Annotated in this window: 20 protein-coding genes and 1 CRISPR repeat array; of the genes, 16 read left to right on the top strand and 4 right to left on the bottom strand. The window is 62.7% G+C overall.

Features of this window, described 5'->3' with window-relative positions:
• The first annotated feature begins 5 nt into the window (after positions 1-5).
• Genes cas7e through cas2e form a run of 5 tightly spaced genes read left to right on the top strand, consistent with a single transcriptional unit; the run spans position 6 to position 3,850 of the window.
• On the top strand, positions 6-1,187 hold the full coding sequence (cas7e, locus tag AWB77_RS13280) for a type I-E CRISPR-associated protein Cas7/Cse4/CasC (RefSeq protein WP_061134909.1): 1,182 nt from the start codon (positions 6-8) through the stop codon (positions 1,185-1,187).
• Position 1,188: 1 nt separating this feature from the next.
• Positions 1,189-1,911: a type I-E CRISPR-associated protein Cas5/CasD gene (gene cas5e, locus AWB77_RS13275; RefSeq protein WP_061134908.1), complete on the top strand. Its 723-nt coding sequence runs from the start codon at positions 1,189-1,191 to the stop codon at positions 1,909-1,911.
• Positions 1,908-2,672, top strand: a complete 765-nt coding sequence (cas6e, locus tag AWB77_RS13270) for a type I-E CRISPR-associated protein Cas6/Cse3/CasE (RefSeq protein WP_061134907.1) — start codon at positions 1,908-1,910, stop codon at positions 2,670-2,672. The genes cas5e and cas6e overlap by 4 nt, the downstream gene beginning before the upstream one ends.
• 16 nt (positions 2,673-2,688) lie before the next feature.
• Complete coding sequence (cas1e, locus tag AWB77_RS13265) at positions 2,689-3,576, top strand: type I-E CRISPR-associated endonuclease Cas1e (protein WP_061134906.1); 888 nt, start codon at positions 2,689-2,691, stop codon at positions 3,574-3,576.
• Complete coding sequence (gene cas2e, locus AWB77_RS13260; RefSeq protein WP_061134905.1) at positions 3,548-3,850, top strand: type I-E CRISPR-associated endoribonuclease Cas2e; 303 nt, start codon at positions 3,548-3,550, stop codon at positions 3,848-3,850. Before cas1e ends, cas2e begins: the two co-directional genes overlap by 29 nt.
• An 86-nt stretch (positions 3,851-3,936) precedes the next feature.
• Positions 3,937-5,821: a CRISPR direct-repeat array (repeat unit 28 nt; unit sequence GGTTCCTCCGCGTGCGCGGAGATAGACC).
• 62 nt (positions 5,822-5,883) lie between these two features.
• Here the strand turns inward: cas2e and betA are convergent.
• Genes betA through betI form a run of 3 tightly spaced genes read right to left on the bottom strand, consistent with a single transcriptional unit; the run spans position 5,884 to position 9,670 of the window.
• Positions 5,884-7,572 (bottom strand): choline dehydrogenase, encoded by a 1,689-nt coding sequence (betA, locus tag AWB77_RS13255; RefSeq protein WP_061134904.1) that lies wholly within the window; start codon positions 7,570-7,572, stop codon positions 5,884-5,886.
• 11 nt (positions 7,573-7,583) lie between these two features.
• Positions 7,584-9,053 (bottom strand): betaine-aldehyde dehydrogenase, encoded by a 1,470-nt coding sequence (gene betB, locus AWB77_RS13250; RefSeq protein WP_061134903.1) that lies wholly within the window; start codon positions 9,051-9,053, stop codon positions 7,584-7,586.
• Between the two features lie 29 nt (positions 9,054-9,082).
• Positions 9,083-9,670 (bottom strand): transcriptional regulator BetI, encoded by a 588-nt coding sequence (gene betI / locus AWB77_RS13245; protein ID WP_061134902.1) that lies wholly within the window; start codon positions 9,668-9,670, stop codon positions 9,083-9,085.
• Between the two features lie 206 nt (positions 9,671-9,876).
• Here betI and fdhA point away from each other — a divergent pair, with 206 nt between their 5' ends.
• Positions 9,877-11,073, top strand: a complete 1,197-nt coding sequence (gene fdhA / locus AWB77_RS13240) for a formaldehyde dehydrogenase, glutathione-independent (RefSeq protein WP_008354157.1) — start codon at positions 9,877-9,879, stop codon at positions 11,071-11,073.
• 776 nt (positions 11,074-11,849) lie between these two features.
• Positions 11,850-12,380: a GNAT family N-acetyltransferase gene (locus AWB77_RS13235; protein WP_061134901.1), complete on the top strand. Its 531-nt coding sequence runs from the start codon at positions 11,850-11,852 to the stop codon at positions 12,378-12,380.
• 15 nt (positions 12,381-12,395) lie between these two features.
• Here the strand turns inward: AWB77_RS13235 and AWB77_RS13230 are convergent, their stop codons facing one another.
• Positions 12,396-13,391, bottom strand: a complete 996-nt coding sequence (locus tag AWB77_RS13230) for a GlxA family transcriptional regulator (RefSeq protein WP_061134900.1) — start codon at positions 13,389-13,391, stop codon at positions 12,396-12,398.
• 438 nt (positions 13,392-13,829) lie between these two features.
• On the opposite strand from AWB77_RS13230, the gene AWB77_RS13225 reads away from it, so the two are divergent.
• The 9 genes from AWB77_RS13225 (at position 13,830) to AWB77_RS13185 (ending at position 24,875) form a co-directional block, all read left to right on the top strand.
• The gene (locus AWB77_RS13225; RefSeq protein WP_061134899.1) at positions 13,830-14,801 is read left to right on the top strand and encodes a dipeptidase; all 972 of its coding nucleotides are present in this window, start codon (positions 13,830-13,832) and stop codon (positions 14,799-14,801) included.
• A gap of 31 nt (positions 14,802-14,832) precedes the next feature.
• Positions 14,833-15,363 (top strand): DUF5943 domain-containing protein, encoded by a 531-nt coding sequence (locus AWB77_RS13220; RefSeq protein WP_061134898.1) that lies wholly within the window; start codon positions 14,833-14,835, stop codon positions 15,361-15,363.
• A 29-nt stretch (positions 15,364-15,392) separates the two neighbouring features.
• The gene (locus tag AWB77_RS13215) at positions 15,393-17,456 is read left to right on the top strand and encodes an NADH:flavin oxidoreductase (RefSeq protein WP_061134897.1); all 2,064 of its coding nucleotides are present in this window, start codon (positions 15,393-15,395) and stop codon (positions 17,454-17,456) included.
• A gap of 14 nt (positions 17,457-17,470) precedes the next feature.
• Positions 17,471-19,387 carry a (Fe-S)-binding protein gene (locus AWB77_RS13210; RefSeq protein ID WP_061134896.1) on the top strand — a complete coding sequence of 639 codons (1,917 nt, stop codon included), beginning with the start codon at positions 17,471-17,473 and terminating at the stop codon, positions 19,385-19,387.
• 4 nt (positions 19,388-19,391) lie between these two features.
• Complete coding sequence (locus AWB77_RS13205; protein WP_061134895.1) at positions 19,392-20,555, top strand: electron transfer flavoprotein subunit alpha/FixB family protein; 1,164 nt, start codon at positions 19,392-19,394, stop codon at positions 20,553-20,555.
• A complete protein-coding gene (locus AWB77_RS13200) occupies positions 20,552-21,310 on the top strand; it encodes a drug:proton antiporter (RefSeq protein WP_061134894.1) in 759 nt (252 codons plus the stop codon). Before AWB77_RS13205 ends, AWB77_RS13200 begins: the two co-directional genes overlap by 4 nt.
• Before the next feature lie 38 nt (positions 21,311-21,348).
• Positions 21,349-22,647, top strand: coding sequence for an aromatic ring-hydroxylating oxygenase subunit alpha (locus tag AWB77_RS13195; protein WP_061134893.1), 1,299 nt, complete (start codon positions 21,349-21,351; stop codon positions 22,645-22,647).
• Positions 22,648-22,670: 23 nt separating this feature from the next.
• Positions 22,671-23,906 carry an FAD-binding oxidoreductase gene (locus tag AWB77_RS13190; RefSeq protein ID WP_061134892.1) on the top strand — a complete coding sequence of 412 codons (1,236 nt, stop codon included), beginning with the start codon at positions 22,671-22,673 and terminating at the stop codon, positions 23,904-23,906.
• Positions 23,907-24,038: 132 nt separating this feature from the next.
• Entirely contained in the window at positions 24,039-24,875 is an 837-nt protein-coding gene (locus AWB77_RS13185; protein WP_374728692.1) for a glycine betaine ABC transporter substrate-binding protein, read from the top strand.
• The last annotated feature ends 234 nt before the right edge of the window (positions 24,876-25,109 follow it).

Genomic DNA, 25,109 nt, shown 5'->3' with positions numbered 1-25,109 from the left:
CGAACATGACGCAACCGCGCTTCATCCAGATTCACACGCTGCAAAGCTATTCCGCCGCGCTCCTCAACCGCGACGATGCGGGCCTCGCCAAACGTCTGCCGATGGGCGACGCCATTCGTACGCGGATCTCATCGCAGTGTCTCAAGAGACATTGGCGCACGGCGGACGATCATCATTCGCTGGCGAAACTCGGCGTGCCGATGGCCGTTCGCTCACGCCACACGCTCACGCTGATTCGCGACGAATTGATCAAACGGAAGATCCCCGACAATCTCGCGCAGGCCGCAGCCGAAGCTCTGCGCGATGGGGGGCTGCTCGACAAGGGTGGAAAGAAACTCAAAGGCAAGGAAGCGCTGGAGACTGGTCAGGCCGTTTTGCTCGGCAAGGCGGAAATCGACTATCTCGTGCAACGTTGCGAGACGCTGGCGCGTGAAGAGCAGGACGAGAAGGCGCTGACCGCCGCTATCACCCGCCTTCTCAAGGACGAGAAGTCGAACATCGAAGCGCTCAGGCACGGCAGCGGCCTCGAAGCGGCGCTTTTCGGCCGCATGGTCACCTCGGACGTACTCGCCTCGCGCGATGCCGCCGTGTACGTCGCGCATGCATTCACTGTCCATGAGGCGCAGGTCGAGAACGATTACTTCACCGTCGTCGACGATCTTTTGCGCGAAACCGGCGAGCGCGGCTCCGCGGGCATCTTCGACACGGAACTCGCGTCGGGTCTCTACTATGGTTACGTCGTCGTGGACGTGCCGCAACTGGTGGCGAATCTCGAAGGCATCGGCATGGCGGAGTGTTTCGACGCGCATCCCGAGCGGCGCGAACTGGCGGGACAGGTCGTGAACAGCCTGCTGCATCTGATCGCGACCGTCAGTCCCGGCGCCAAACGCGGTTCGACGGCGCCGTTCGGGCACGCGAGCCTGATGCTCGTCGAAACGGGCGACTGGCAGCCGCGCAGTCTCGCGGGTGCGTTCGAAACGGCGCTGAAATTGAAGGGCGTGAATATGCGCGCGCAAGCCATCGGGCAACTCGCGCGGGAAATCGAAAAGCACGACGCCGCGTATGGCGCGCCGCTCGACCGGCGCTACCTCGCGCTCGACGACGAAACGCCGATGCCGAAGGCACAACGCCTTTCGCTCGATCAACTTGGCAAGTGGGTCCAGAATCGCATCGTCGAAGGAGCGTGAGATGCCGCGACATTTGCTGATGCGCTTGCGCGCACCACTCGTGGCATTCGGCGGCGAAACGATCGACAACTATGGCGTGATCCGTGATTTTCCGGCGCTGTCGATGGTGACGGGTCTGATCGCTAATGCACTCGGCTACGATCGCGGGGACTTCGTATCGCACGACCGTTTGCAGGCGCGTCTCGTACTAGGCACTCGGCTCGATGCCAGCGGCGCGCGGCTCGTCGATTTTCAGACGGCGCAACTAGGAGACCGTGACGAGGCATGGACGACGCGCGGCGCGCCCGAGACGCGTCGGGGCGGCGAGGACTCGTACAAGAGCCCGCACTTGCGGCATCGCGAATATCACGCGGGTCTGGACGCGCTCGTCGCCATTCGCCTCGAAGGTGCCGATGAGAAGCCGACGCTCGAAGATATCGCAAGCGCGCTCGATCGGCCGAAGCGTCCGCTTTTCATCGGGCGCAAGCCTTGTCTGCCAACCACGCGCCTGTTCGTCGACATGATCGATGCCGACGACGTGCTCGACGCGTTGCAACGCGCACCCGCACGCGATGCGACCGACGCGGCCAATTTCCGCTTCCAGTTGCCCGAAGGCGAAGGCGCGCTGCGTCACGCGCAATGGCAAGACATATGCGACGAGCGCAACTGGAAGTCGGGCGTGCACGGCGGATGGCGGCGCGTGCTCGAAGGCGGCGGGTCGCGCTCACCGGGACGCTCGCTATGACCACGTTCAACCTGATGCACTGCCAGCCCGATCCGCGCAAGTTCGTGCTGTGGGCATCGCGTCAAGGCGGGTTGCCGGCAGGCGGCGATCTCGGCTACGCGTTGCATGCGGCGCTTCATCGCGTGTTCGGTGCGCGCGTGCCGAAGCCTTTCTATTACCGCGATGGACGCGCCGGTCTTTTAGCCTACACGCAGAGTTCGGCCGAGGAGCTGCGCGAAGCGGCTTCGCTATGCGCGGCGCCCAATCTGGCCGATGCGTTAGGTCTAAACGCCGGGCCGCGAAGTCCCGGTCTCGGCGTGCGCGCGTTTCCACTGCGATGGGACGCGGGCCGCGTGCTCGGCTTCGAAGTCCGCGTGCGGCCTATGCGTCGCTTCAAGGCGAACGATCGCAAGCACGGCAGCGAGCGGGATGCGTATCGTGAAGCCGACGCGCGCCGTGAACACGAAAAGGATCTCGCGCGCGAGGAGGTCTATACGCGATGGCTCGCGGAGCAGTTCGAGGCTAACGGCGCGTCGAGACTCGTCGAGGCGCGCATGACACGCTTCCAGCTCACGCCCGTGATGCGGTTGACACAGCCGGCAAGCGCGGACGACGCACGCCGCCAGCCGCGCACGATCATCGGACCGGATGCGACGTTCAACGGGCATTTGTGCGTCGAGGACACGGAGGCGTTCGCGCGCTTGCTCATGCGTGGCGTCGGGCGGCATCGCGCGTTCGGGTTTGGGATGTTGCTGCTCAGGCCGGCGTCGGTAACGGTGTGATCGAGGTGAGCAGGTCGTGCTGAAGGGCCGGCTCGGACTCGATACGGCGCGCGTTCCGCATGCGGATCGTCATGGCCTTTTGTGGCTGGAGCGCGGAGAACTGAACGTGATCGATGGATGCCTGCACTTCGCGAGCGGGAGGCACATCGACCAGATTCCGCATCAGTCGGTATCAATGATCTTGCTTGGCCCGGGCAGCAGCGTGACACACGACGCATTGCGTCTGCTCGCGCGTCACGGAACGTTGCTCGCGGCGGTGGGCGCCGATGGCGTGCGCACATACACCGCGCCGCCGCTGATGCCCGATCGTTCGAGCGTCGCGCGGCGGCAAGCGGAATTGTGGGGCAATCCACGAAGGCGTCTGGCCGTCGCGCGGCATATGTATGCGTTGCGTCTGGGCGAAGTGCTGCCGCATCGCGATCTCGATACGCTGCGTGGCATCGAGGGCGCGCGCGTCAAGACGATTTATCGGCTGCGCGCGCAGCAGTTCGATATCGATTGGGACGGACGCCGATATGACCGCGCGAATCCCGAGGCCGCCGATCTTCCCAACCAGGCGATCAATCACGCGGCGACGGCCGTGCAAGCGGCGGCTGCAATCGCCGTGCAGGCCCTCGCCGCGATACCGCAACTCGGCTTTATCCACGAAGATTCGGGGCAGGCGTTCGTGCTCGATATCGCCGATCTTTTTCGCGATGACATCACGCTTTCGATCGCTTTCGCCGCTGCGAAGGAGGCGGAGCGGAGCGATCAGACCGTTGACCGGCTCATGCGACGTGAGGCGGCGCGCGTGTTTCGCAAGAAGGCCGTCATTCCCGCGATGATCGATCGCGTGAAGCAAGTGTTGCGTCTCGATGAAAAGCTGGAGGACAACGATGGCGCTGGTCGTGGTGGTGACGTCTGACGTCGCGGACCGGTTTCGCGGATTCCTGGCGTCGGTGATGCTCGAAGTGTCGGCGGGTGTGTATGTCGCGCCGCGCATGAACAAGGGCGTGCGTGAAAGGACGTGGTCGGTGCTTGGCCGTTGGCATGGACATGAGCCGCGGGGCAGCGTCGTGATGGTGTGGCGGGATCTGGATGCGGTGGGCGGCATCGGCATCGCGCATCTCGGTGCACCGCCGCGCGAACTTGTCGATGTCGATGGGATGTATGTGGCGCGGCGGATGTTGGCGGGTTAGGGAGGTGTTCTGTTCTTTGAAAATTTGATTTTTGGGATTGGGTCGGGGAAGTGCTTTGGTCTTTGTGGTCAATGGGTTATGGGGTAGGTTCCTCCGCGTGCGCGGAGATAGACCCAGTTTGCCTTGCAGCTCAAGCGCAACGTTCTGGGTTCCTCCGCGTGCGCGGAGATAGACCCCTTAGTGCTGATGCCTTTGTAGTAGGCCTCGAGGTTCCTCCGCGTGCGCGGAGATAGACCGTGGTGAGTGCGGGCATCTACGCCGAGGACCAGGGTTCCTCCGCGTGCGCGGAGATAGACCCCCTTGAGAGAAGCTCCAGCTCTTCGGCGTATGCCGGTTCCTCCGCGTGCGCGGAGATAGACCGCGATGACAGTACCTACGGTTTTATCCTCTCTAGGTTCCTCCGCGTGCGCGGAGATAGACCCGTTCTGCCGATAGGCTTGCCCGGGCGTTATCGGGTTCCTCCGCGTGCGCGGAGATAGACCCGGTGACATCGGCCCCGCCGAAGCCCTCGATCAGGTTCCTCCGCGTGCGCGGAGATAGACCCTATTTCACGGAGTCAAAAATGGCGTTCAAGAAGGTTCCTCCGCGTGCGCGGAGATAGACCCTGCGGCGCGCCCATCTGTCTCGTTGCCTACGGGGTTCCTCCGCGTGCGCGGAGATAGACCTTGACGCCATCGCAAAGGAGTCCGGCAAATGACGGTTCCTCCGCGTGCGCGGAGATAGACCCGCCTGACGGACCTTGAGCAGAACCATGCGGGCGGTTCCTCCGCGTGCGCGGAGATAGACCCGATTAGCGTCACGCGCTGCCCTAAAATCCCCGGGTTCCTCCGCGTGCGCGGAGATAGACCTTCTAGGCTACCTTTTGCGGGTTTACACCAACAGCTTTTCCATCATCACACCTCCAAAGGTTCCTCCACGTGCGCGGAGATAGACCCGCATGCCCATGCCGCAGAAAGCTGCAGCGCCGGGTTCCTCCGCGTGCGCGGAGATAGACCCAGGATTGGGCGCTCTTTCATGCCGCCACCTCCGGTTCCTCCGCGTGCGCGGAGATAGACCGTTTTCCGTATCGCAGCTCGGGAACGGCTTTCCGGTTCCTCCGCGTGCGCGGAGATAGACCCCGCATCGTGTTGCGCAGATTGCGACCGGCGGCGGTTCCTCCGCGTGCGCGGAGATAGACCCTGCCGATCCTCCCGGCTTTCACGCTCGCGCCGGGTTCCTCCGCGTGCGCGGAGATAGACCATCACTGGGTGGCGGGCGACGGCGCTGATTCCAGGTTCCTCCGCGTGCGCGGAGATAGACCCTTAACCAACCCTCTCCCTGCACCATGACTAGGGGTTCCTCCGCGTGCGCGGAGATAGACCCTTTGTTTTTCCGGAACGGGAAGACTCGGGCCAGGTTCCTCCGCGTGCGCGGAGATAGACCGCACGAAAAGCGCATCGCCGTCGACCACCTGCGGGTTCCTCCGCGTGCGCGGAGATAGACCCATGCTCATTCCGAACATCCTCAATGCGGGCGTGGTTCCTCCGCGTGCGCGGAGATAGACCAAGTCCGCGTCGCACACATCGAACCGACGAAAGGGTTCCTCCGCGTGCGCGGAGATAGACCCTGCGGCGCGAACGTGCCCGCGGCATTTATCCAGGTTCCTCCGCGTGCTCGGAGATAGACCCGCAATACCAAGTGTAATCAGCGCCGGCGGCTCGGTTCCTCCGCGTGCGCGGAGATAGACCCCAATTAAGTTGGGGGCGGCGAATCTGCCAACCGGTTCCTCCGCGTGCGCGGAGATAGACCCAGTGCGGGGCCGGCGAACGAGTAGAGGGCGCCGGTTCCTCCGCGTGCGCGGAGATAGACCCACGTCGCGAGAGGGAGCGGCGATTCGATATCAGGTTCCTCGGCGTGCGCAGAGATAGACCCCGCTGCTGGCGGCCGAAGATCTGGCGCTCACGGGTTCCTCCGCGTGCGCGGAGATAGACCGTCGGGCCACGAATCCACATCATCAAGCAAGCCAGTTCCTCCGCCCACGCGGAGCTTCGCCCCTACACACTCGCCACCCGCTCAACCACCCGCGCCCTTTTCCCTCCGGCCACAAAATAAGCGGTCTCCACCCGCCTTAATGCATCCCTACCCCGAATCCGATCCGCAATCTTCTCCGCCAACATGATCGTCGGCGCATTGAGATTACCCGTCGTGATCTGCGGCATGATCGACGCATCCACGACGCGCAGCCCCTCCATCCCATGCACGCGTCCTTCGGCATCGACGACAGCCATATCGTCGTAACCCATCTTGCACGAACACGAAGGGTGATAAGCCGTCTCCGCTTTCGCCCGCACGAACGCATCGAGTTCGGCATCGCTTTGCAGATCATCCGACGGATGCAGCTCGCGCCCGCGATACCGCGCAAGCGCAGGCTGCCGCATGATCTCCCGCGTAATCCGGATGGCATCGCGAAACTCACGCCAGTCGAGCGGATCGGCCATGTAGTTGAAAAGAATGCCGGGATGCGCGTTCGGATCGCGCGACTTGAGCTTCACGCGCCCGCGGCTCGGCGAACGCATCGATCCGACATGCGCCTGAAAGCCATGCATCTTGATCGGATTCGATCCGTTGTAGTTGATCGCGACCGGCAGAAAGTGATACTGGATGTTCGGCCACAAATCATCGTCGCGCGTGCGGATGAAACCGCCCGCTTCGAACTGATTGCTCGCGCCGATGCCCGTACCGTTCAGCATCCATTCAAGCCCGATCGCAGGCTGATTCCACCACTGCAACGCCGGATACAAGGACACCGGTTCCTTGCATTCGTACTGCATGTACATCTCGAGATGGTCCTGCAAGTTTTCGCCGACGCCCGGCAGATCGTGAACGACGGGAATCTCCAGTTCCTTCAGCCAGCTCGACCGCCCCACGCCCGAACGCTGCAACAATTGCGGCGATGCAATCGCCCCGCTGCACACGATGACCTCGCGCCGCACATGCGCGCTCACGCGCTGTCCGCCATGCAGATAAGCAACGCCGATCGCACGCTTGCCGGAAAACAGCACGCGATCCGTCACCGCATGCGTCACGATGGTCAAGCCCGCACGGTGCTTCGCGCGATCCAGATATCCGCGCGCCGTGCTCGCACGACGTCCCTTCGCGGTCACGGTCCGATCCATCGGCCCGAAGCCTTCCTGCTGATAACCGTTGAGGTCTTCGGTGCGCGGATAACCCGCCTGCACGCCGGCCTCGACCATAGCGGCGAAGAGCGGATTGTTGCCGGGCTTGCTCGTCGTCACGTGCACGGGACCATCGCCGCCGTGATACGCGTTAGGTCCGATATCGCGTGTCTCCGCCTTACGAAAATACGGCAGGCAATCGAGATAACTCCAGTTCTCGAGACCGGGCATCGACGCCCAGTTGTCGTAATCGAGCGCATTGCCGCGGATATAGCACATGCCGTTGATGAGCGACGATCCCCCCAGCCCCTTGCCGCGCCCGCACTCCATGCGCCGATTATTCATGTGCGGCTCGGGCTCGGTTTCATACGCCCAGTTGTATCGACGGCCTTGCAGCGGATACGCCAGCGCCGCAGGCATCTGCGTGCGAAAGTCGAAGCGATAATCCGGTCCGCCCGCTTCGAGCAGCAGCACGGTCACGTCCTCGTCTTCCGTGAGACGCGACGCGAGCACGTTGCCCGCCGACCCCGCGCCGACGATGATGTAGTCGTATTCATTCGCGCTCATCGCAATGCTCCTCAAAACACGGGCTGATAGGGGCCGAGCTCGACCTGCACGGACTTTATGCGCGTAAAGGCGTTCAGCGTGACGATGCCGTTCTCGCGCCCGACGCCCGACTGCTTGTATCCGCCGACCGGCATTTCCGCCGGCGACTCGCCCCACGTATTGATCCAGCAGATTCCCGCTTCGAGCCGATGTATCACGCGATGCGCGCGCGACAGGTTCTCGGTTACGACGCCCGCCGCGAGGCCGTAGTCCGTATCGTTGGCTCGGGCGATGACTTCGTCTTCGTCATCGAACGCGAGAATGCTCATCACCGGGCCGAAGATTTCTTCGCGCACGATGCGCATGTCGTCGCGGCAATCGGCGAACACGGTCGGCGCGACATACTGGCCGCGCGCGAACGCGCCCTCGGTCATGCGCGCGCCGCCCGCGACGAGCCGCGCACCTTCGCGCTTGCCGTCCTCGATAAAGCCAAGCACCTTGTGCAGTTGCGCCGTGCTCGCGAGCGGCCCGAAGTTCGTGCGCGGATCGTCGGGCGAGCCGATGCGTATGCGCTTCACACGCTCCAGAACGAGCGCCTCGAACTCGCCGATGACACCGCGCTCCACGAACACGCGCGTGCCGTTCGTGCACACCTGGCCGGAGCTGAAGAAGTTCGCGCTCATGGCGATATCGGCGGCGCGCTCGAGGTTGGCATCGTCGAAAACGATGAGCGGCGACTTGCCACCGAGTTCCATCGTCACTTCCTTGAGCGTCGATCCGCCCGCGCGCGCCATCACTTTCTTTCCGGTTTCGACGCCGCCCGTGAACGATATCTTGTCGATGTCCGCGTGCTCCGCGAGCATCGCGCCGACGCGTCCGTCGCCTTGCACGACGTTGAAGACGCCCGCCGGCACGCCCGCTTCCGTATAAATCTCCGCGAGCTTCGATGCCGTCAGCGGCGTGATCTCGCTCGGCTTGAAGATCAGCGCGTTGCCCGCCGCAAGCGCGGGCGCCGACTTCCAGCACGCGATCTGAATCGGATAATTCCACGCGCCGATGCCCGCGCACACGCCGAGCGGTTCGCGTCGCGTATAAACGAACGACGATTCGCGCAGCGGAATCTGCTCGCCTTCGATGGCCGTCGCGAGCCCCGCGTAATACTCGATGACATCCGCGCCCGTGACGATATCGACGGCGCGCGTCTCCGCGATCGGCTTGCCGGTATCGCGCGTTTCGATCGCGGCGAGTTCGTCGTTGCGCGCGCGCAGCAGATCGACTGCGCGGCGCAGGATGCGCGAGCGCTGCATCGCGGTCATCGCGGCCCACTCGCGCTGGCCTTCGCGCGCGGATCGCACGGCGCGGTCGATATCCGCCTGCGACGCCTGCTGCACGCGCGAGAGCGTTTCGCCGGTCGCGGGATCGAGCGTCTCGAAGGTTTCGCCGCTGGTTGCATCGACGTATTCGCCGCCGATGTAAAGCCGTTGCTCTGCGAATGCGGGCATGTCGCGCTCCTTGTCTTGAATGTGAGAGATCAGCCGCGCGCGTCCAGCACGAGGTCGATGTATTCGTAGGCGAGCCGCAGCGCGCCCTTCGTGTCGAACGGTTCGCCGGCGAGCGCGCCGCGCAGCCACAGGCCGTCGATCAGCGCGGCGAGGCCGCTCGCGGCTCGGCGTGCGGCGGGCTTCGTCAAGGTCCGCGCGAAATCGGCGCACAGGTTCGAATGGAGGCGTCGCGTGTTGACGCGCTGCAGCCGCCGCAATTCCGGCTTGTGCATGCTCTCGGACCAGAACGCGAGCCAGGTTTTCATGACGGGACCGTTCACCTGTTCGACATCGAAATTCGCCGCGACGACCGCGCGCAGTTTCGAACGCGGATCGGGCTTCGCGGCTTTGCGGCGGCGCGACGTGCCTTGCCACAGCGAGCGCAGCACATGACGCATCGTGGCTTCGAGCAGGCCGTCCTTGTCGCCGAAGTAATGACTGACGATGCCCGTCGACGTGCTCGCGCGCTGCGCGACCGAGGCGAGCGTCGCGCCCGACAGCCCCGATTGATCGATCGTATGCAACGTGGCGTCGATGAGTTGCGCGCGGCGGATATCGCGCATTCCGAGCTTGGGCATGGCGGTTCGATGACTGAAGATTGATGCCGATGGTATTTTTTTTATATTGAACGGTCAATCAATAAAAACGGCGATGTCGGTTTCAGTCAAACGCGCGTCGCATTGCGTCACGGTCGCCGCATAGGGACGGCGCTACCCTCGTTGCACGGGCGCGGTCATCGGCCGGATGTATCGCGCGAGCCGTCCACGAAACAAGGAGACGATCAATGAGCAGCAATCGCGGCGTCGTTTATCTGGGGCAGGGCAAGGTCGAGGTGCAGTCCATCGACTATCCGAAGATGGTGGATCCGCGCGGGCGCGACATCGGCCACGGCGTCATTCTGAGGGTCGTCAGCACGAACATTTGTGGCTCGGACCAGCACATGGTGCGCGGCCGCACGACTGCCGAAGTCGGCCTCGTGCTTGGTCATGAAATCACGGGCGAAGTGATCGAGGTGGGGCGCGATGTGGAGACGCTTGCCATCGGCGATCTCGTGTCGGTGCCGTTCAACGTCGCGTGCGGGCGCTGTCCGACGTGCAAGGCGCAGCATACGGGCGTATGCCTGAACGTGAATCCGTCACGCGCGGGCGGCGCGTATGGCTATGTCGATATGGGCGGCTGGATCGGCGGGCAGGCGGAATATGTGATGGTGCCGTATGCGGACTTCAATCTGCTGAAGTTCCCGGACAAGGCGCAGGCGATGTCGAAGATCCGCGATCTCACGTGTCTCTCCGACATTCTGCCGACGGGGTATCACGGCGCGGTGATGGCGGGCGTCGGGCCGGGCTCGACGGTGTATATCGCGGGTGCGGGGCCGGTCGGGATGGCGGCGGCTGCGTCGGCGCGCTTGCTGGGCGCGGCGTGCACGATCGTCGGCGACATGAACGAGGAGCGGTTGGCGCATGCGCGTGCGATGGGCTTCGAGACGATCAATCTGTCGAAGGATGCGACGCTCGGCGAGCAGATCGAGCAGATTCTAGGCAAGCCGGAAGTGGATTGCGCGGTCGATTGCGTGGGTTTCGAGGCGCATGGACATGGCAGCGATGCGGGTCACGAAGCGCCCGCTACGGTGCTCAATTCGCTGATGGAGATTACGAAGGCGGCGGGCGCGATTGGCATTCCGGGTCTTTACGTGACCGACGATCCGGGTGCCGTCGATGCCGCCGCGCGGAAGGGAAGTTTGAGTATCCGCTTCGGTCTGGGATGGGCGAAGTCGCATTCGTTCCATACGGGGCAGACGCCCGTCATGAAGTACAACCGCAATCTCATGCAGGCGATTTTGTGGGACCGGTTGCCGATTGCCGATATCGTCAATGTGACGGTTGTTTCGCTCGATGAAGCGCCGGATGGGTATCGGAAGTTTGATGGCGGGGCGCCGAGGAAGTTTGTTATCGATCCGCATGGGTTGTTGAAGGCGGCTTGAGGTTTTGGGGATTCGAATTTTCGCCGGATCCCGTTTTCTTGGTGGTTTATTAGCACTGCCCCTGTGCGGGGCGGCACCTACTTTCTTTGCTGCTGCAAAGAAAGTAGGCAAAGAAAGCAGCTTTTCAAGCCCGCGGTCACACGCAGTTTGGGTAGTTCTCTCCTCCGAGGTGGCACTCGCCTAACGAGTGCCCTCACAATCCGAATCGTGCTTGGATCGCGCACGGTCTGACTTGCCATAACGTTGAAGGCGCTGGTTCAGCACCAAATAGTTCCGGCACCGCGCTGCGCGCTGCCGTCGGATCTGCGAGGGAAACCGAGGGTACGCCAGCGCGCTCGCACACCCGCTTGACCCATCGGCCGCGAAGCGGGCCGGAACTATTTGGTGCTGAACCCGCGCGCGTAACGAACTAGCTAGTCAGACCGTGCGCGAGCCAAGCCCCGCCAGACCTTCGAGGGCACTCGTGAGGCGAGTGCCACGGTGGACGAGAGGACTACCCAAACTGCGTGTGACCGTGGGCCTGAAAAGCTGCTTTCTTTGCCTACTTTCTTTGCAGCAGCAAAGAAAGTAGGTGCCGCCCCGCACAGGGGCAGTGCTAATAAACCGACACGAACACGGGATCCGGCGAAACCCGAGGCGAACCACAAATAAACCGCCACGAACACGGGATCCGACGAAACCCGAGGCGAACCACAAAAAAACCGACCTCCGGCAAAACCCGAACCAAGCGAAAACCACAAGTCAAAAACCAGCAAAACCGCGTCATACTTGGACGCATGAAGGCCGATTACCTCCGAACCGCGCTTTCCTTCCGCCTCGCGGCCCCATCCGATGCTGCGGAAATCGCGCGCATCCACGTGAAGGCCTGGCAGGCCGCCTATCGTTCCATCTTCCCCGCCGAATACCTCAATTCGCTTTCCATTCCAAAACGCCGTGCCCTATGGTCCGAGCTGATCGCGCGCGGCATGCCCCGCATAATGCTCGCCGAACGCGACGACATCATGCTCGGCTGGATCGCATGGGGCGCTTCGCGCGATAACGACAAAGGCAACGCCGACGCCGAAATCGAAGCCATCTATATCGACCCGGCACACTGGCGCCAGGGCGCGGGAAGAATGCTGATCGAAGAAGCGATCAACGCCGCCGCAAGCGAAGGGTATCGGGAAGTGACGCTCTGGGCGCTCGAAGAAAACATGCACGGACTGCGCTTCTACAAAGCCCTCGGCTTCGCACTGGACGGCGTGTTTCGCACGGAAAGAGTCGGCGGCTGCGAAGTCTGCGAGACGCGCCTCCACATGTCGATCTGAACGCGCTTCGAACGTTCAGGCCACCATCGCGGGAACGGACGACAACGGCGGTACCTGCTTGCGGCGTTCACGCGTCGGCGCCGTGCCGAAGGCATCGCGGTAACTCTTCGAGAAATGGCATGCCGACTGAAAACCGCACGCCATCGTGATGTGCATGATCGACATGTCGGTCTGCAACAGCAACTCGCGCGCGCGCCGCAGGCGCAACGTCAGGTAGTAATGCGTCGGCGTCATGCCGAGATGCTCGCGAAATAGCCGCTGCAACTGCCGTTGCGACATCCCCGCGAGGCGCGCCAGTTCCTCGCGCGACAAAGGCTCCTCGATGTTGTTCTCCATCAGCGAGATCACCTCGAAAAGCGACTTGTTCGCCGAGCCCAGACGCGCCACGAGCGGCATGCGCTGCTGCGCGCTCGTATCGCGCACATGTTCGACGATGAACTGCTCCGCGATCTGCGTCACGCGCGCCGTGCCGACACGCGCGGCGATCAGATTCAGCATCATGTCGAGCGGCGCGACGCCGCCCGTGCACGTGACGCGATCGCGATCGATCACGAAAAGCTCTTTTAGAAAACGCGTGTCGGGGAACTCTTCTTTAAGCGCCGACATGTTTTCCCAATGAATCGCGCACGCATAGCCAGCCAGCAAACCGGCGCGCGCGAGCGCATAGGTGCCGGTGCAAAGCGACCCGAGCACGCTGCCCGTGCGCGCGAAACGGCGCAAGGCCGAAAGATGCTCCGGCGTGGTCGCGCGCTGCACGTCGATGCCGCCGACCACGAACACGATGTCGGGCTGCCCCACGCAGTCCACCGGACCAGTATCGACGGAAAGCCCGTTGCTCGCCGTCACCGGACCGCCCTCCGGACTCACGATCGACCAGCGATACAGCGGCTGCCCCGTCAGATAGTTCGCCATGCGCAGAACTTCGATCGCGTTGGTGAACGCAATCATCGTGAAGTTAGGAAGCGGCATGAATGCGAAGTGCGACAGCGACGCCGTGCGATCGGAGGACATGGGAAGACTGATTCCTTGGAATCTATTGATTGACGCCGTCATGCGCAGCGCTTTGCTACCGCGTTTTTTGCTTTCTTCTAATTTTGATTTCGAGTGCAACTACCATGCCATCAGGCGAAACCCTGAGCAGCGCAGGGCGTCGCGCGTGCTTTGCTGCGCGCACGCACTGACGCGGGGCTACGCGGGCCGCGCCGCGCACTGGCGAGGCGCACGGTCGTTCCGATGCAGTGCAGCAGCGCACACAAAAAAACGCGCTACACCGAAACCAGATTCGCCACTTGTCGAAAACAGACGCGCATGTCGGAAAAGGTAAAGAACACGTCTAAATTCATAAATTGGCGCGCAGGGCAAGAGACAAGAATAGACGCAACGACGAGAGCGCCGCCAGGCTGCGTCGAACGACCCAACTACCCCCCCGCGACACGGAGCACATTCAAGATGAGCACCCTCCACACTGACAGCATCATCATCGACGGACTGAACATCTCGAAGTTCGAGCGCTCCGTGTTCGAGGACATGCGAAAAGGCGGCGTGACCGCCGTGAACTGCACCGTGTCGGTCTGGGAAGACTTTCAGAAGACCATCGACAACATCGCGGAAATGAAGCAGCAGATCCGCGAATACAGCGAAATCCTCACGCTCGTGCGCACGACCGACGACATCCTGCGCGCGAAGAAGGAAAACAAGACCGGCATCATCTTCGGCTTCCAGAACTCGTATGCGTTCGAGGACAACCTCGGCTATATCGAAGTGTTCAAGGAGCTCGGCGTGAACGTGGTCCAGCTTTGCTACAACACGCAAAACCTCGTCGGCACGGGCTGCTACGAGCCGGACGGCGGTCTCTCGGGCTATGGCAAGGAAGTGATTCACGAGATGAACCGCGTCGGCATCATGGTCGATCTCTCGCACGTCGGCGCGAAGACTTCTTCCGACGCCATCGCGTGCTCGAAGAAGCCCGTCACGTATTCGCACTGCTGCCCGTCGGGTTTGAAGGACCATCCGCGCAACAAGACCGACGATCAGTTGCGCGAAATCGCCGATGCGGGCGGCTTCGTCGGCGTGACGATGTTCTCGCCGTTCCTGAAGAAAGGCCCGGACGCGACCGTCGATGACTATCTCGAAGCGATCGAATACACGATCGATGTGATCGGCGAAGACAAGGTCGGTATCGGCACGGACTTCACGCAAGGCTACAGCACCGAATTCTTCGATTGGATCACGCATGACAAGGGCCGTTATCGCCGTCTCACGAACTTCGGCAAGGTGGTGAATCCGGAAGGCATCCGCACGATCGGCGAATTCCCGAATCTCACTGCCGCGATGGAAAAGGCAGGCTGGAGCGAGTCGCGCATCAAGAAGGTGATGGGCGAAAACTGGATGCGCTTCTTCGGCGAAGTCTGGAACGTCTGACCATCAACGACACATACACAGGAACCCCGCGATGCAACCGCAACTGCCTATCGATGTCGATCCGCAAACCGGCGTCTGGACCACCGACGCGCTGCCGATGCTCTACGTGCCGCGCCACTTCTTCACGAACAATCACGTCGCCGTCGAAGAAGCGCTCGGCATCGAAACGTACGCCGAGATTCTCTACAAGGCCGGCTACAAGTCCGCGTATCACTGGTGCGACAAGGAAGCCGAGAAGCACGGCATCAACGGCATGGCGGTCTTCGAGCATTACCTGAAGCGGTTGTCGCAACGCGGCTGGGGCCTGTTCGATATCGTCGAAGCCGATCCGGCAAGTTCGCATGCGCGCATCCATCTGCGCAACTCGTCGTTCGTGCTTCAGCAGCCGGGCAAGCAAGGCAAGCTCTGCTACATGTTCGCAGGCTGGTTCGCGGGCGCGATGGACTGGGTCAATGACACAGCGCCCGATAGTGCGAAGAAAGGTCCGCGCTCGAAGTCGATCGAGACGCAATGCGCCGCCGAGGGCCACGACCACTGCGTATTCGAAGTATCGCCGCTGTAAGCCAAGACACCATTCCGAGGTCGATCGCAATGCGTTACCCGAACCTGTTCAAGCCTCTTCAGCTCAACAAGCTCACGTTGCGCAACCGCATCGTGAGCACCGCGCACGCGGAGGTCTATGCCGAACCGGGCGGTCTGCCCGGCGACCGCTACATCCGCTATTACGAGGAGAAGGCGAAGGGCGGCGTCGGCCTCGCCGTGTGCGGCGGATCGAGCCCGGTGTCGATCGACAGTCCGCAAGGCTGGTGGAAGTCGGTGAATCTCGCGACCGACAAGGTCATCGATCCGCTGTCGCGTCTCGCCGAAGCGATGCATCGTCATGGCGCGTTCATCATGATCCAGGCGACGCATATGGGCCGCCGTTCCGCATGGCATGGCGAGCATTGGCCGCATCTGATGTCGCCGTCGGGCGTGCGCGAGCCCGTGCATCGCGGCAACGCGAAGATCATCGAGGTGGAAGAGATCAAGCGCATCATCCAGGACTTCGCCGCGGCCGCGAAGCGCGTGAAGGATGCGGGCATGGACGGCATCGAGATCTCGGCGGCGCATCAACATTTGATCGACCAGTTCTGGAGCCCGCGCACCAACTTTCGCACCGATGAATGGGGCGGCTCGCTCGAGAACCGTCTGCGCTTCGGTATGGAAGTGCTCAAGGCCGTGCGCGAGAAAGTGGGCGCGGATTTCTGCGTCGGCCTGCGCATGTGCGGCGACGAGTTCCATGAAGACGGTCTCTCGCACGAGAACCTCAAGGAGATCGCGCAGGCGATGTCCGAAAGCGGCCTCATCGATTATGTCGGCGTGATCGGTTCGGGCGCGGATACGCACAATACGCTCGCCAACTGCATGCCCCCGATGGCGCTGCCGCCCGAGCCGTTCGTGCATCTCGCCGCGGGCATCAAGTCCGTCGTGAAGCTTCCGATCATGCACGCGCAAAGCATCCGCGATGCGGGTCAGGCCGAGCGTCTGCTCGCGAACGGCATGGTCGATCTGGTCGGCATGACGCGCGCGCAGATCGCCGATCCGCACATGGTCATCAAGATTCGCGATGGCCGCGAAGACGAGATCAAGCAGTGCGTGGGCGCGAACTACTGCATCGATCGACAGTACAACGGGCTGGATGTGCTCTGCGTGCAGAACGCGGCGACGTCGCGCGAACAGACGATGCCGCATGTCATCGAAAAGACGCGCGGGCCGAAGCGCAAGGTCGTCGTGGTCGGCGCGGGGCCTGCGGGTCTCGAAGCGGCGCGCGTCGCGCGTTCGCGCGGGCATGACGTCGTGCTGTTCGAGAAGAACGAATACGTCGGCGGTCAGATCATGCTCGCCGCGAAAGCGCCGCAGCGCGAGCAGATGGCCGGCATCGTGCGCTGGTTCGACATGGAAACGAAGCGCCTCGGCGTCGATCGCCGTCTTGGCGTCGCCGCCGACGACAAGACGATCATGGCCGAAAAGCCGGACATCGTCGTGCTCGCGACGGGCGGTTCGTCGTTCACGAATCAGGTGCCAGCGTGGGGCGTCGACGAAGGTCTCGCGGTGAGTTCGTGGGACATTCTGTCGGGCAAGGTCGAGCCGGGCAAGAACGTGCTGGTTTATGACGGCGTATCGACGCATGCGGGCGCGGGCGTCGCGGACTTCATCGCGTCGCGCGGCAGCAACGTGGAAATCGTCACGCCGGACGTGAAGGTCGCCGACGACACCGGCGGCACCACGTTCCCGATCTTCTATCGACGGCTCTATGCGCAAGGCGTCATTCATACGCCGAACTACTGGCTCGACAAGGTGTACGAGGAAGACGGCAAGAAGATCGCCGTGATCCACAACGAGTACACGGAAGAGCAGGAAGAGCGCGCGGTGGATCAGGTCATCATCGAGAACGGCATCACGCCGAACGACGCGCTCTACTGGAAGCTCAAGCCCGAGTCGCTCAATCGCGGACAGATCGACGTGCATACGCTCTTCGCATCGCAACCGCAGCCATCGTTGAGCGAAGAGCTCGGCAACGGACGCTTCCTGCTGTTCCGCGTCGGCGACTGCATCTCGATGCACAACATCCACAGCGCGATCTACGATTCGCTGCGCCTCTGCAAAGACTTCTGACGAGGTATTCGACGATGAACCCCGTGTTTGTCATCACCGCGCTGTTGTGGCTTTCGATGGCGGGCCTCGCGTTCGCCTTGCTCAAACGCGCAGCGTACTGGCGCGAAGGCCGCGCGACGACGGCCGGCGCATACGGATGGGCGAACCTGCTGACCATCCCGAAGCGCTATTTCGTCGATCTGCATCATGTCGTGGCGCGCGATCCGTATATCGCGAAGACGCACGTCGCGACCGCGGGCGGCGCGATCCTCGCGATGGCGCTCGTCTTCATCAACTACGGTCTCGCGATCTATTCGGTGTGGCTCGACCGCGCGATCTTTCTCGCGGCGATCATCATGTTCGTCGGCGCGGTGTTCGTGTACAAGCGCCGTCGCGCGAAGGACGTGCCCGCGCGTCTGTCGCACGGACCGTGGGACAGCCTGCCGTTGCTGCTCGGCTCGTTCGCGCTCGGCCTCGCGCTCTTCATGCTGCTGCCCGCATCGTGGATGTCCGGCGCGCTCGCGATCATCGTCGCGTTGCTGATCGCGGCGGGCGCCTACACGATGACCTTCGGCGCGGCGCAAGGCGGCCCGATGAAGCACGCGATGGCCGGTCTTCTGCATCTCGCGTTTCATCCGCGACAGGAACGTTTCCATGCGAAGAGCGCGAACGAACGCGAAGTCGTGCCGCCGACCGCGCTCAAGAAGCCCGTGCTCGATGCGAAGGAATACGGCGTCGGCAAGCCGGTCGAGTTTCGCTGGAATCAGTTGTTGAGCTTCGATGCGTGCGTGCAGTGCGGCAAGTGCGAAGCCGCATGCCCCGCGTTCGCATCGGGTCAGCCGTTGAATCCGAAGAAGCTGATCCAGGATCTCGTCGTCGGCATGGTCGGCGGTTCGGACTCGCAATACGCGGGCAGCCCGACGCCCGGCATTCCGGTCGGCCGACACTCCGGCGGTCCCGCCAAGCCGCTCATCTCGCAGATGATCGAAGCGGACACGATCTGGTCATGCACCACGTGCCGCGCCTGCGTGCAGGAGTGCCCGATGCTGATCGAGCACGTCGATGCGATCGTCGACATGCGCCGCAACCAGACGCTCGTCCAAGGCGATGTGCCCGGTAAAGGCCCGATTACCCTCGCTAACCTGCGCGAGACCGGCAGCCAGAACGGATTCGATATCGGCGCGCGTTACGACTGGTCGGTGGACCTGCAAGTGCAGGTCGCGCAGCCGGGACGTCCTGTCGATGTGCTGCTGATCGCCGGCGAAGGCGCGTTCGATATGCGCTATCAACGCACGCTGCGTGCGCTCGCCAAGGTGATGAACAAGGCCGGCGTCGACTATGCGGTGCTCGGCGGCGTCGAAACCGATACGGGCGATACGGCGCGGCGTCTCGGCGATGAAGCCACCTTCCAGCAATGTGCATCGAAGCTGATGAACACGCTGTCGCAGTACCAGTTCCGTCGCATCGTCACGGCGGACCCGCATGTGCTGCATAGCCTGCGCAACGAATATCGCGCGCTTGGCGGCTATTACGAAGTGCAGCATCACACGGCGTTCATGGCGGAACTCGTCGCGAGCGGCAAGCTCACGCCGAAGGCCGCTGCCGTGCTTGCAGACAAGAAGATCACGTATCACGATCCGTGTTATCTCGGCCGTTACAACGGCGAAACGGAAGCGCCGCGCAAGCTGTTGAAGACTATCGGCATCAAGGTCGTCGAGATGGAACGTCATGGTATGCGCGCGCGTTGCTGCGGCGGCGGCGGCGGCGCGCCGCTGACCGATATCCCCGGCAAGCAGCGCATTCCCGATATCCGCATCGCGGATGCGAAGACGATCGGCGCGGAAGTCGTCGCGGTCGGTTGCCCACAATGCACCGCGATGCTCGAAGGCGTGGTCGGTCCTCGTCCCGAAGTGCTCGACGTGGCGGAACTCGTCGCTGCGGCATTGGAGTGAAGCGATGAACAACGACATCAAACGAATCGACCCGCGCCGTCCCTTCATCATCACGTCGGATGGGCTCAAGCGCATCACGCTCGGTGAAGTGGGCAACGGCGTCGTGCTGAACTTCACGCACGGCGGCCACAAGGAAGCGACAAAGCCGCGCCGTACGACGAAGCCCGCGACGCGCGCGCTGCTCGTCGCGGCGCACACGGATCGCGGCGCGCTCGACGATCACGCACGTCAGGCGCTCGCCGCCGCCGCATTGCTCGCCGACGATGAAACCGAAGTCGTGCTGATCGCGTTCGGCGAGTTCAAGGACGATGCCGCTGCGCTGGGCGCGGATCGCTACATCGAATTGCCCGCATTCGACCGGCGCAACTATGCGCCCGACGAGGAAGTGCGCGCGCTGACCGCATGCGTCGCGGCCTTCGCGCCTGCGCATATTTTCATGCCCGACAACGCAACCGGCGACGGCGATGTCGGCCGCCGCTACGCCGCGCGCGCCGATGCATCGATTGCGACACAGGTCGTCGAGATCGATGCGGCGCATGTCGCCTCGTATGCGCAGGCGGGCCGCGCGCTCGCATCGCGTGCATTGCCCGATGTCGTGCTGCTCGCGGCCAATGCCGTGGACGCGAAGCTGCCGTTCGTCGGCGCGGGCGAGGCCGTGAATGCTCAAGGCATCGTGCCGGCCGCGAAATCGAGCGCCTATGTCGATCTCGGCATCGAAGAGATGGACGCGGCGCAGGTCGCGCTGGAAGAGGCGGACTTCATCGTGTCGGCGGGCAACGGCGTGTCGGATATTGGCGCATTCGAAGCGCTCGCGAGCACGCTGGGCGCTGCGATCGGCGCGAGCCGTGTCGCCGTCGACGATGGCAAGTTCACGCGCGACAAGCAGATCGGCGCAACCGGCAAGACCGTCGAGGCGAGCGTGTATATCGCGTTTGGCATTTCGGGCGCGGTGCAGCATTTGCAGGGCATCAAGGATTGCCGCCATGTGATCGCCGTGAATCTCGACGCCAGCGCGCCGATCGCGAAGCGCGCGAATCTGACGATCGTCGCGGACACGCAAGAGACGATCAAGGCGCTGACCGATGCCGCCGCCGCCGCGCGCGCCGCGCGTGCCAGCGGCGGATCGATCGCGCAGACCGCGCACATCGCCGAAGGAGTCGCTGCATGAAGATCGCCGTTCTCGTCTCCACCGGACGTCATCCCGTCAGCGGCGCCGCGCGCTACAGCCGCAACGACGCCGCCGCGCTGACCATCGCCATCGGCATTGCCAGGACGCACGGCGCGCAGCTCGACGTGCTGCATGCGGGCGATCCGGCGAATCCCGCGTTGCAGCAATATCTCGCGCTCGGCGCGCCGAAAGTCGAAGTGCTCAACACGCAAGGCGATGCGTGCGCGGCGCTCACGCAACGGCTCGCGGGCTACGACCTCGTCTTCACCGGCACGCGCGCGGAAGGCGCTTACGACAGCGGCACGCTGCCCTACAAGCTCGCGGATGCGCTGAACGTTCCGCTCGTCGGCGCGGCCGTCGATGTCAGCGTGACCACGGATGGCGTTGAAGTGCGGCAGTTCATGCCGAAGGGCTTGCGACGCCGCGTGCGCGCCCCGCTGCCCGCGCTCGTCGCGGTGCATCCGCTCGCCAACGCCGCGCCGCGTTACGCGTATGCGCGCATGAAAGAAGGACACGTCGCGCCGGTCGCGGCGAGTGCGCCGCTCGACAAGGAAAGCACGGCATGGAGCATCGGTCCGGTCATGGCGAAGCCGAAGAAACTCGCCGCGCCGGAAAAGCGCTCGGGCCACGCGCGCATGCTCGGCGCGACGACGACCGAAAGCCGCGGCGGAAGCGTCGTAATTGAAGGGAGTTCCGTCGAAAAAGCACAAGTGATATTGGCGTATTTGCGCGAGCATCAACTCGTCGATTACTGATTTCTCGACCCACATCGACCCACACACAGGTGCACACGATGAAAGTTTCGGCAGACGTTCGCGCAATGATCGAACGCCGCAAAAAGGGCCATACGCTCGAGGCGCCGTTCTATACGAGCGAGGAAATTCACGCGCTCGACCTCGATGCCATCTTCCGCAAGACCTGGATTCAGGTCGCCGTCGAACCGGACATTCCCGAGCCGGGCGATTACACGACCGTCGAGATCGGCAACGACTCGATCCTGATCGTGCGCGACGACGACATGGAAATCCGCGCCTTCTACAACGTGTGCCGTCATCGTGGCGCACGCCTGTGCAATCAGGAGAAGGGCTCGCTCGGCAATATCGTGTGCCCGTATCACAGCTGGACCTATAACCTTTCCGGCGACCTGATGTTCGCCGAGCACATGGGCGATCAGTTCGACCGCTGCAAGCACAGCCTGAAGAAGGTGCACGTGCAGAATCTCGCGGGCCTCATCTTCATCTGTCTCGCCGACGAGCCGCCCGCCGATTTCGCCGTGATGCGCGAAGCGATGGAGCCGTATCTCGCGCCGCACGGCCTGAAGGATTGCAAGATCGCGGCGAGCATCGATATCGTCGAGAAGGGCAACTGGAAGCTCACGATGGAGAACAATCGCGAGTGCTATCACTGCGTCGCGAATCATCCCGAGCTGACGATTTCGCTCTACGAATACGGCTTCGGCTATCAGCGCTCGCCCGCGAACGAAGAGGGCATGGCGGCGTTCGAGAAGACCGTCGAGGAGCGCACGAAGCAATGGGAAGCGATGTGCCTGCCGTCCGCCGAAATCGAGCGTCTCGCCGATCTCGTCACGGGCTTTCGCACGCAACGCCTGCCGCTCGATCGCGATGGCGAATCGCAGACGCTCGATGCCAAAGTCGCATCGAAGAAGCTGCTCGGCGGCTTCAAGCGCGCGGACCTTGGCGGTCTCTCGTTCTGGACGCAGCCGAACTCGTGGCATCACTTCATGAGCGATCACATCGTGACGTTCTGCGTGATTCCGCTCGCATCGGGCGAAACGCTCGTGCGCACGAAATGGCTCGTGCACAAGGACGCGCGCGAGGGCATCGATTACGACGCCGACAATCTCACCGCCGTATGGCGCGCGACGAACGATCAGGACCGCACGCTCGTCGAGTATTCGCAACTGGGTGTGGCGAGCAACGCATATGAGCCGGGTCCGTACTCGCCTTTCACAGAAGGACTCGTCGAGAAGTTCTGCGAGTGGTACATCGGACGTCTTGCCGATTACGCCGATACGCCCGAGCACGGCGTCGATGCGTCGCACGGCGACAAAGTCGTTTCCTTCATGCGCTAAAGCGGCCGACGCAGGAGTAGAACATGATGCGCGATCAGGCTACGTTCGAGCCGACCGACAGCCGTGTCGCCCAGCCGAAGTTCTGGGGCACGCTGCCCGTGCGCTGGGATTGCGACACCGACGAGACGCTCGTCTGCTGTCACGTCCGGCAGGAAACGCACGACGTAAAGAGCTTTTTCTTCAAGGCGCCAGGCGAACGCACGTTCGTGTTCGAGCCGGGACAGTTCATCACGCTGGAACTCGATATCGACGGTGAGCAGATCAATCGCTGCTATACGATCTCGTCCGCGCCGACGCGCCCGCACACCATCTCCATCACGGTGAAGCGCGTGCCGGGCGGCAAGGTGTCGAACTGGCTGCACGATAACGTCGTCGCGGGATCGACGGTGCGCGTGCTCGGGCCATCGGGCGAATTCACGTGCGCGCGTCATCCGGCGCGCAAGTATCTGTTTCTGTCGGCGGGTTCCGGCATTACGCCGCTGATGTCGATGAGCCGCGCGCATCACGAACTCGGCGACGATGCCGACATCGTGTTCGTGCATAGCGCGCGCACGCCGGATGACATTATCTTTGCCCGCGAGCTCGATCTGATCGCGTCGAATCACAAGAACTTCCGTACGGCGTTCGTCTGCGAGCGCGTCGGCGCGCGCACGAACTGGCCGGGCGTGACCGGCTTTCTGAGCTTGCCGCTCTTGAAGCTGATCGCGCCGGACTTTCTCGAACGCGAAGTCTTCACGTGCGGCCCCGCGCCGTACATGAAGGCCGTGCGGGATCTGCTCGATGCGGGCGGTTTCGACCGCAAGCATTATCACGAGGAGAGCTTTTCGTTCGGCGTCGTCGAAGAAGTGGCCGCTGAACTGACGACGGCGCATGTCGCCGAGGCCCTCGCGACGCAGACGGATTTCGTCGAAGCGCGCGAGGAAGCGATCGGCTTCGCGCCCGCGCCGACTGAGCCGATTGAAGTCGTCGAGGTAGAAGCCGCGCCCGTCGTCGATACGAAGTTCAAGGTGAACTTTTCGAAGAGCCGGCGCGATATCGAATGCGGCAGCAACGAACATGTGCTCGATGCGGCGAAGAAAGCGGGTGTACGTTTGCCTTCGTCGTGTACGCAGGGCATGTGCGGGACGTGCAAGGTGAAGCTCGTGTCGGGCGAGGTGAGCATGAAGCATGCGGGCGGCATTCGTCAGCGCGAGATCGATCAGGGCATGGTGCTGCTGTGCTGCAGCAAGCCGTTGAGCGATCTTGTCGTCGACAAATAGAATCGCGGTGTGCGTCGCTTCTGGACAATTGGGTGTCGGAAAAGTGCGTTACGGGCCAATTCTGGCTGGTGATTCTGATCGCTACACGGCGTGGGGCCGCTAAGGGGAAACCAAATGAAACCGATGAGAAGAATGCTCGTTCTTGGGGCGATGAGCGCCGCCCTTGCCGCGAGTTTTGTAGCGAACGCCGCGGATAAGCCGACGATCAAAATCGGTTACGTCGAGGGTTGGGACGATAGCGTGGCGACGTCGAACGTGGCTGCGCGCGTCATCGAGAAGAAGCTGGGCTATCCGGTGCAGCTCGTGCCGGTGGCGGCGGGCGTGATGTGGCAGGGTGTGGCGCGCGGCGATCTGGATGCGACGCTGTCGGCGTGGCTGCCGGTGACGCACGGCGCGTACTGGAACAATTTCAAGTCGAAGGTCGTGAATCTGGGTCCGAATTTTCAGGACGCTAAGATCGGTTTGATCGTGCCGGAGAATGTCGACGTCAACAGTTTGAGCGATCTTGAAGCGAAGAAGGCGGAATTCGATTCGCGCATCGTCGGCATCGATGCGGGCGCGGGCGTGATGCAGAAAACGAGCGAAGCGATCAAGGCTTATAACCTCGACTACAAGCTGCTGCCGAGCTCGGGTTCGGCGATGACGGCGGAATTGGCGCGGTCGGAAGCGGCCAACAAGCCGATCATCGTGACGGGCTGGAAGCCGCACTGGATGTTCGCGAAGTACAAGCTGAAGTTCCTCGAGGACCCGAAGAAGGTTTTTGGGGAATCGGAGCATGTCGATAACGTGATCAACCCGGAGCTCGAAAAGAAGGCGCCGCAGGTGGTGGCGTTTCTCAAGAAGTTTCAGTGGAAGCCGGGTGAGATCGATAGCGTGATGCTTGCGACGCAGAATGGGGAGAAACCGCAGGCGGCGGCGGATGCTTGGATCAGCGCGCATGGGGATCGGGTGGATTCTTGGACTAAGTAACGGTTCTTTTCTGTTGGGTCTTTGGGCGTTTGGGCAAACGCTAAGCGTCGTGGGGCTTTTGTCTCTGCGGCGCTTTTTTTGTTCTTCGCCGGATCCCGGTTTCTTTGTGGTCTATTAGTGTTGCCCCTGTGCGGGGCGGCACTTACTTTCTTTGCTGCTGCAAAGAAAGTAAGCAAAGAAAGCAGCTTCTGTTACGCCCGCGGTCACACGCAATTTGGGTAGTCCTCTCGTTCA

It is taken from the genome of Caballeronia fortuita, from assembly GCF_001544835.2.
Classification (GTDB): Bacteria; Pseudomonadota; Gammaproteobacteria; order Burkholderiales; family Burkholderiaceae; genus Caballeronia; species Caballeronia fortuita.
The sequence above is the reverse complement of the archived record's forward strand: the minus strand, read 5'-3'. Positions and strand labels throughout refer to the sequence as shown.

Coding starts and splice junctions, on each gene's coding strand:
- cas7e (WP_061134909.1), top strand. CDS start 6: ATGACGCAACCGCGCTTCATCCAGATTCACACGCTGCAAAGCTATTCC.
- cas5e (WP_061134908.1), top strand. CDS start 1,189: ATGCCGCGACATTTGCTGATGCGCTTGCGCGCACCACTCGTGGCATTC.
- cas6e (WP_061134907.1), top strand. CDS start 1,908: ATGACCACGTTCAACCTGATGCACTGCCAGCCCGATCCGCGCAAGTTC.
- cas2e (WP_061134905.1), top strand. CDS start 3,548: ATGGCGCTGGTCGTGGTGGTGACGTCTGACGTCGCGGACCGGTTTCGC.
- betA (WP_061134904.1), bottom strand. CDS start 7,572: ATGAGCGCGAATGAATACGACTACATCATCGTCGGCGCGGGGTCGGCG.
- betB (WP_061134903.1), bottom strand. CDS start 9,053: ATGCCCGCATTCGCAGAGCAACGGCTTTACATCGGCGGCGAATACGTC.
- betI (WP_061134902.1), bottom strand. CDS start 9,670: ATGCCCAAGCTCGGAATGCGCGATATCCGCCGCGCGCAACTCATCGAC.
- fdhA (WP_008354157.1), top strand. CDS start 9,877: ATGAGCAGCAATCGCGGCGTCGTTTATCTGGGGCAGGGCAAGGTCGAG.
- AWB77_RS13235 (WP_061134901.1), top strand. CDS start 11,850: ATGAAGGCCGATTACCTCCGAACCGCGCTTTCCTTCCGCCTCGCGGCC.
- AWB77_RS13230 (WP_061134900.1), bottom strand. CDS start 13,391: ATGTCCTCCGATCGCACGGCGTCGCTGTCGCACTTCGCATTCATGCCG.
- AWB77_RS13225 (WP_061134899.1), top strand. CDS start 13,830: ATGAGCACCCTCCACACTGACAGCATCATCATCGACGGACTGAACATC.
- AWB77_RS13220 (WP_061134898.1), top strand. CDS start 14,833: ATGCAACCGCAACTGCCTATCGATGTCGATCCGCAAACCGGCGTCTGG.
- AWB77_RS13215 (WP_061134897.1), top strand. CDS start 15,393: ATGCGTTACCCGAACCTGTTCAAGCCTCTTCAGCTCAACAAGCTCACG.
- AWB77_RS13210 (WP_061134896.1), top strand. CDS start 17,471: ATGAACCCCGTGTTTGTCATCACCGCGCTGTTGTGGCTTTCGATGGCG.
- AWB77_RS13205 (WP_061134895.1), top strand. CDS start 19,392: ATGAACAACGACATCAAACGAATCGACCCGCGCCGTCCCTTCATCATC.
- AWB77_RS13200 (WP_061134894.1), top strand. CDS start 20,552: ATGAAGATCGCCGTTCTCGTCTCCACCGGACGTCATCCCGTCAGCGGC.
- AWB77_RS13195 (WP_061134893.1), top strand. CDS start 21,349: ATGAAAGTTTCGGCAGACGTTCGCGCAATGATCGAACGCCGCAAAAAG.
- AWB77_RS13190 (WP_061134892.1), top strand. CDS start 22,671: ATGATGCGCGATCAGGCTACGTTCGAGCCGACCGACAGCCGTGTCGCC.
- AWB77_RS13185 (WP_374728692.1), top strand. CDS start 24,039: ATGCTCGTTCTTGGGGCGATGAGCGCCGCCCTTGCCGCGAGTTTTGTA.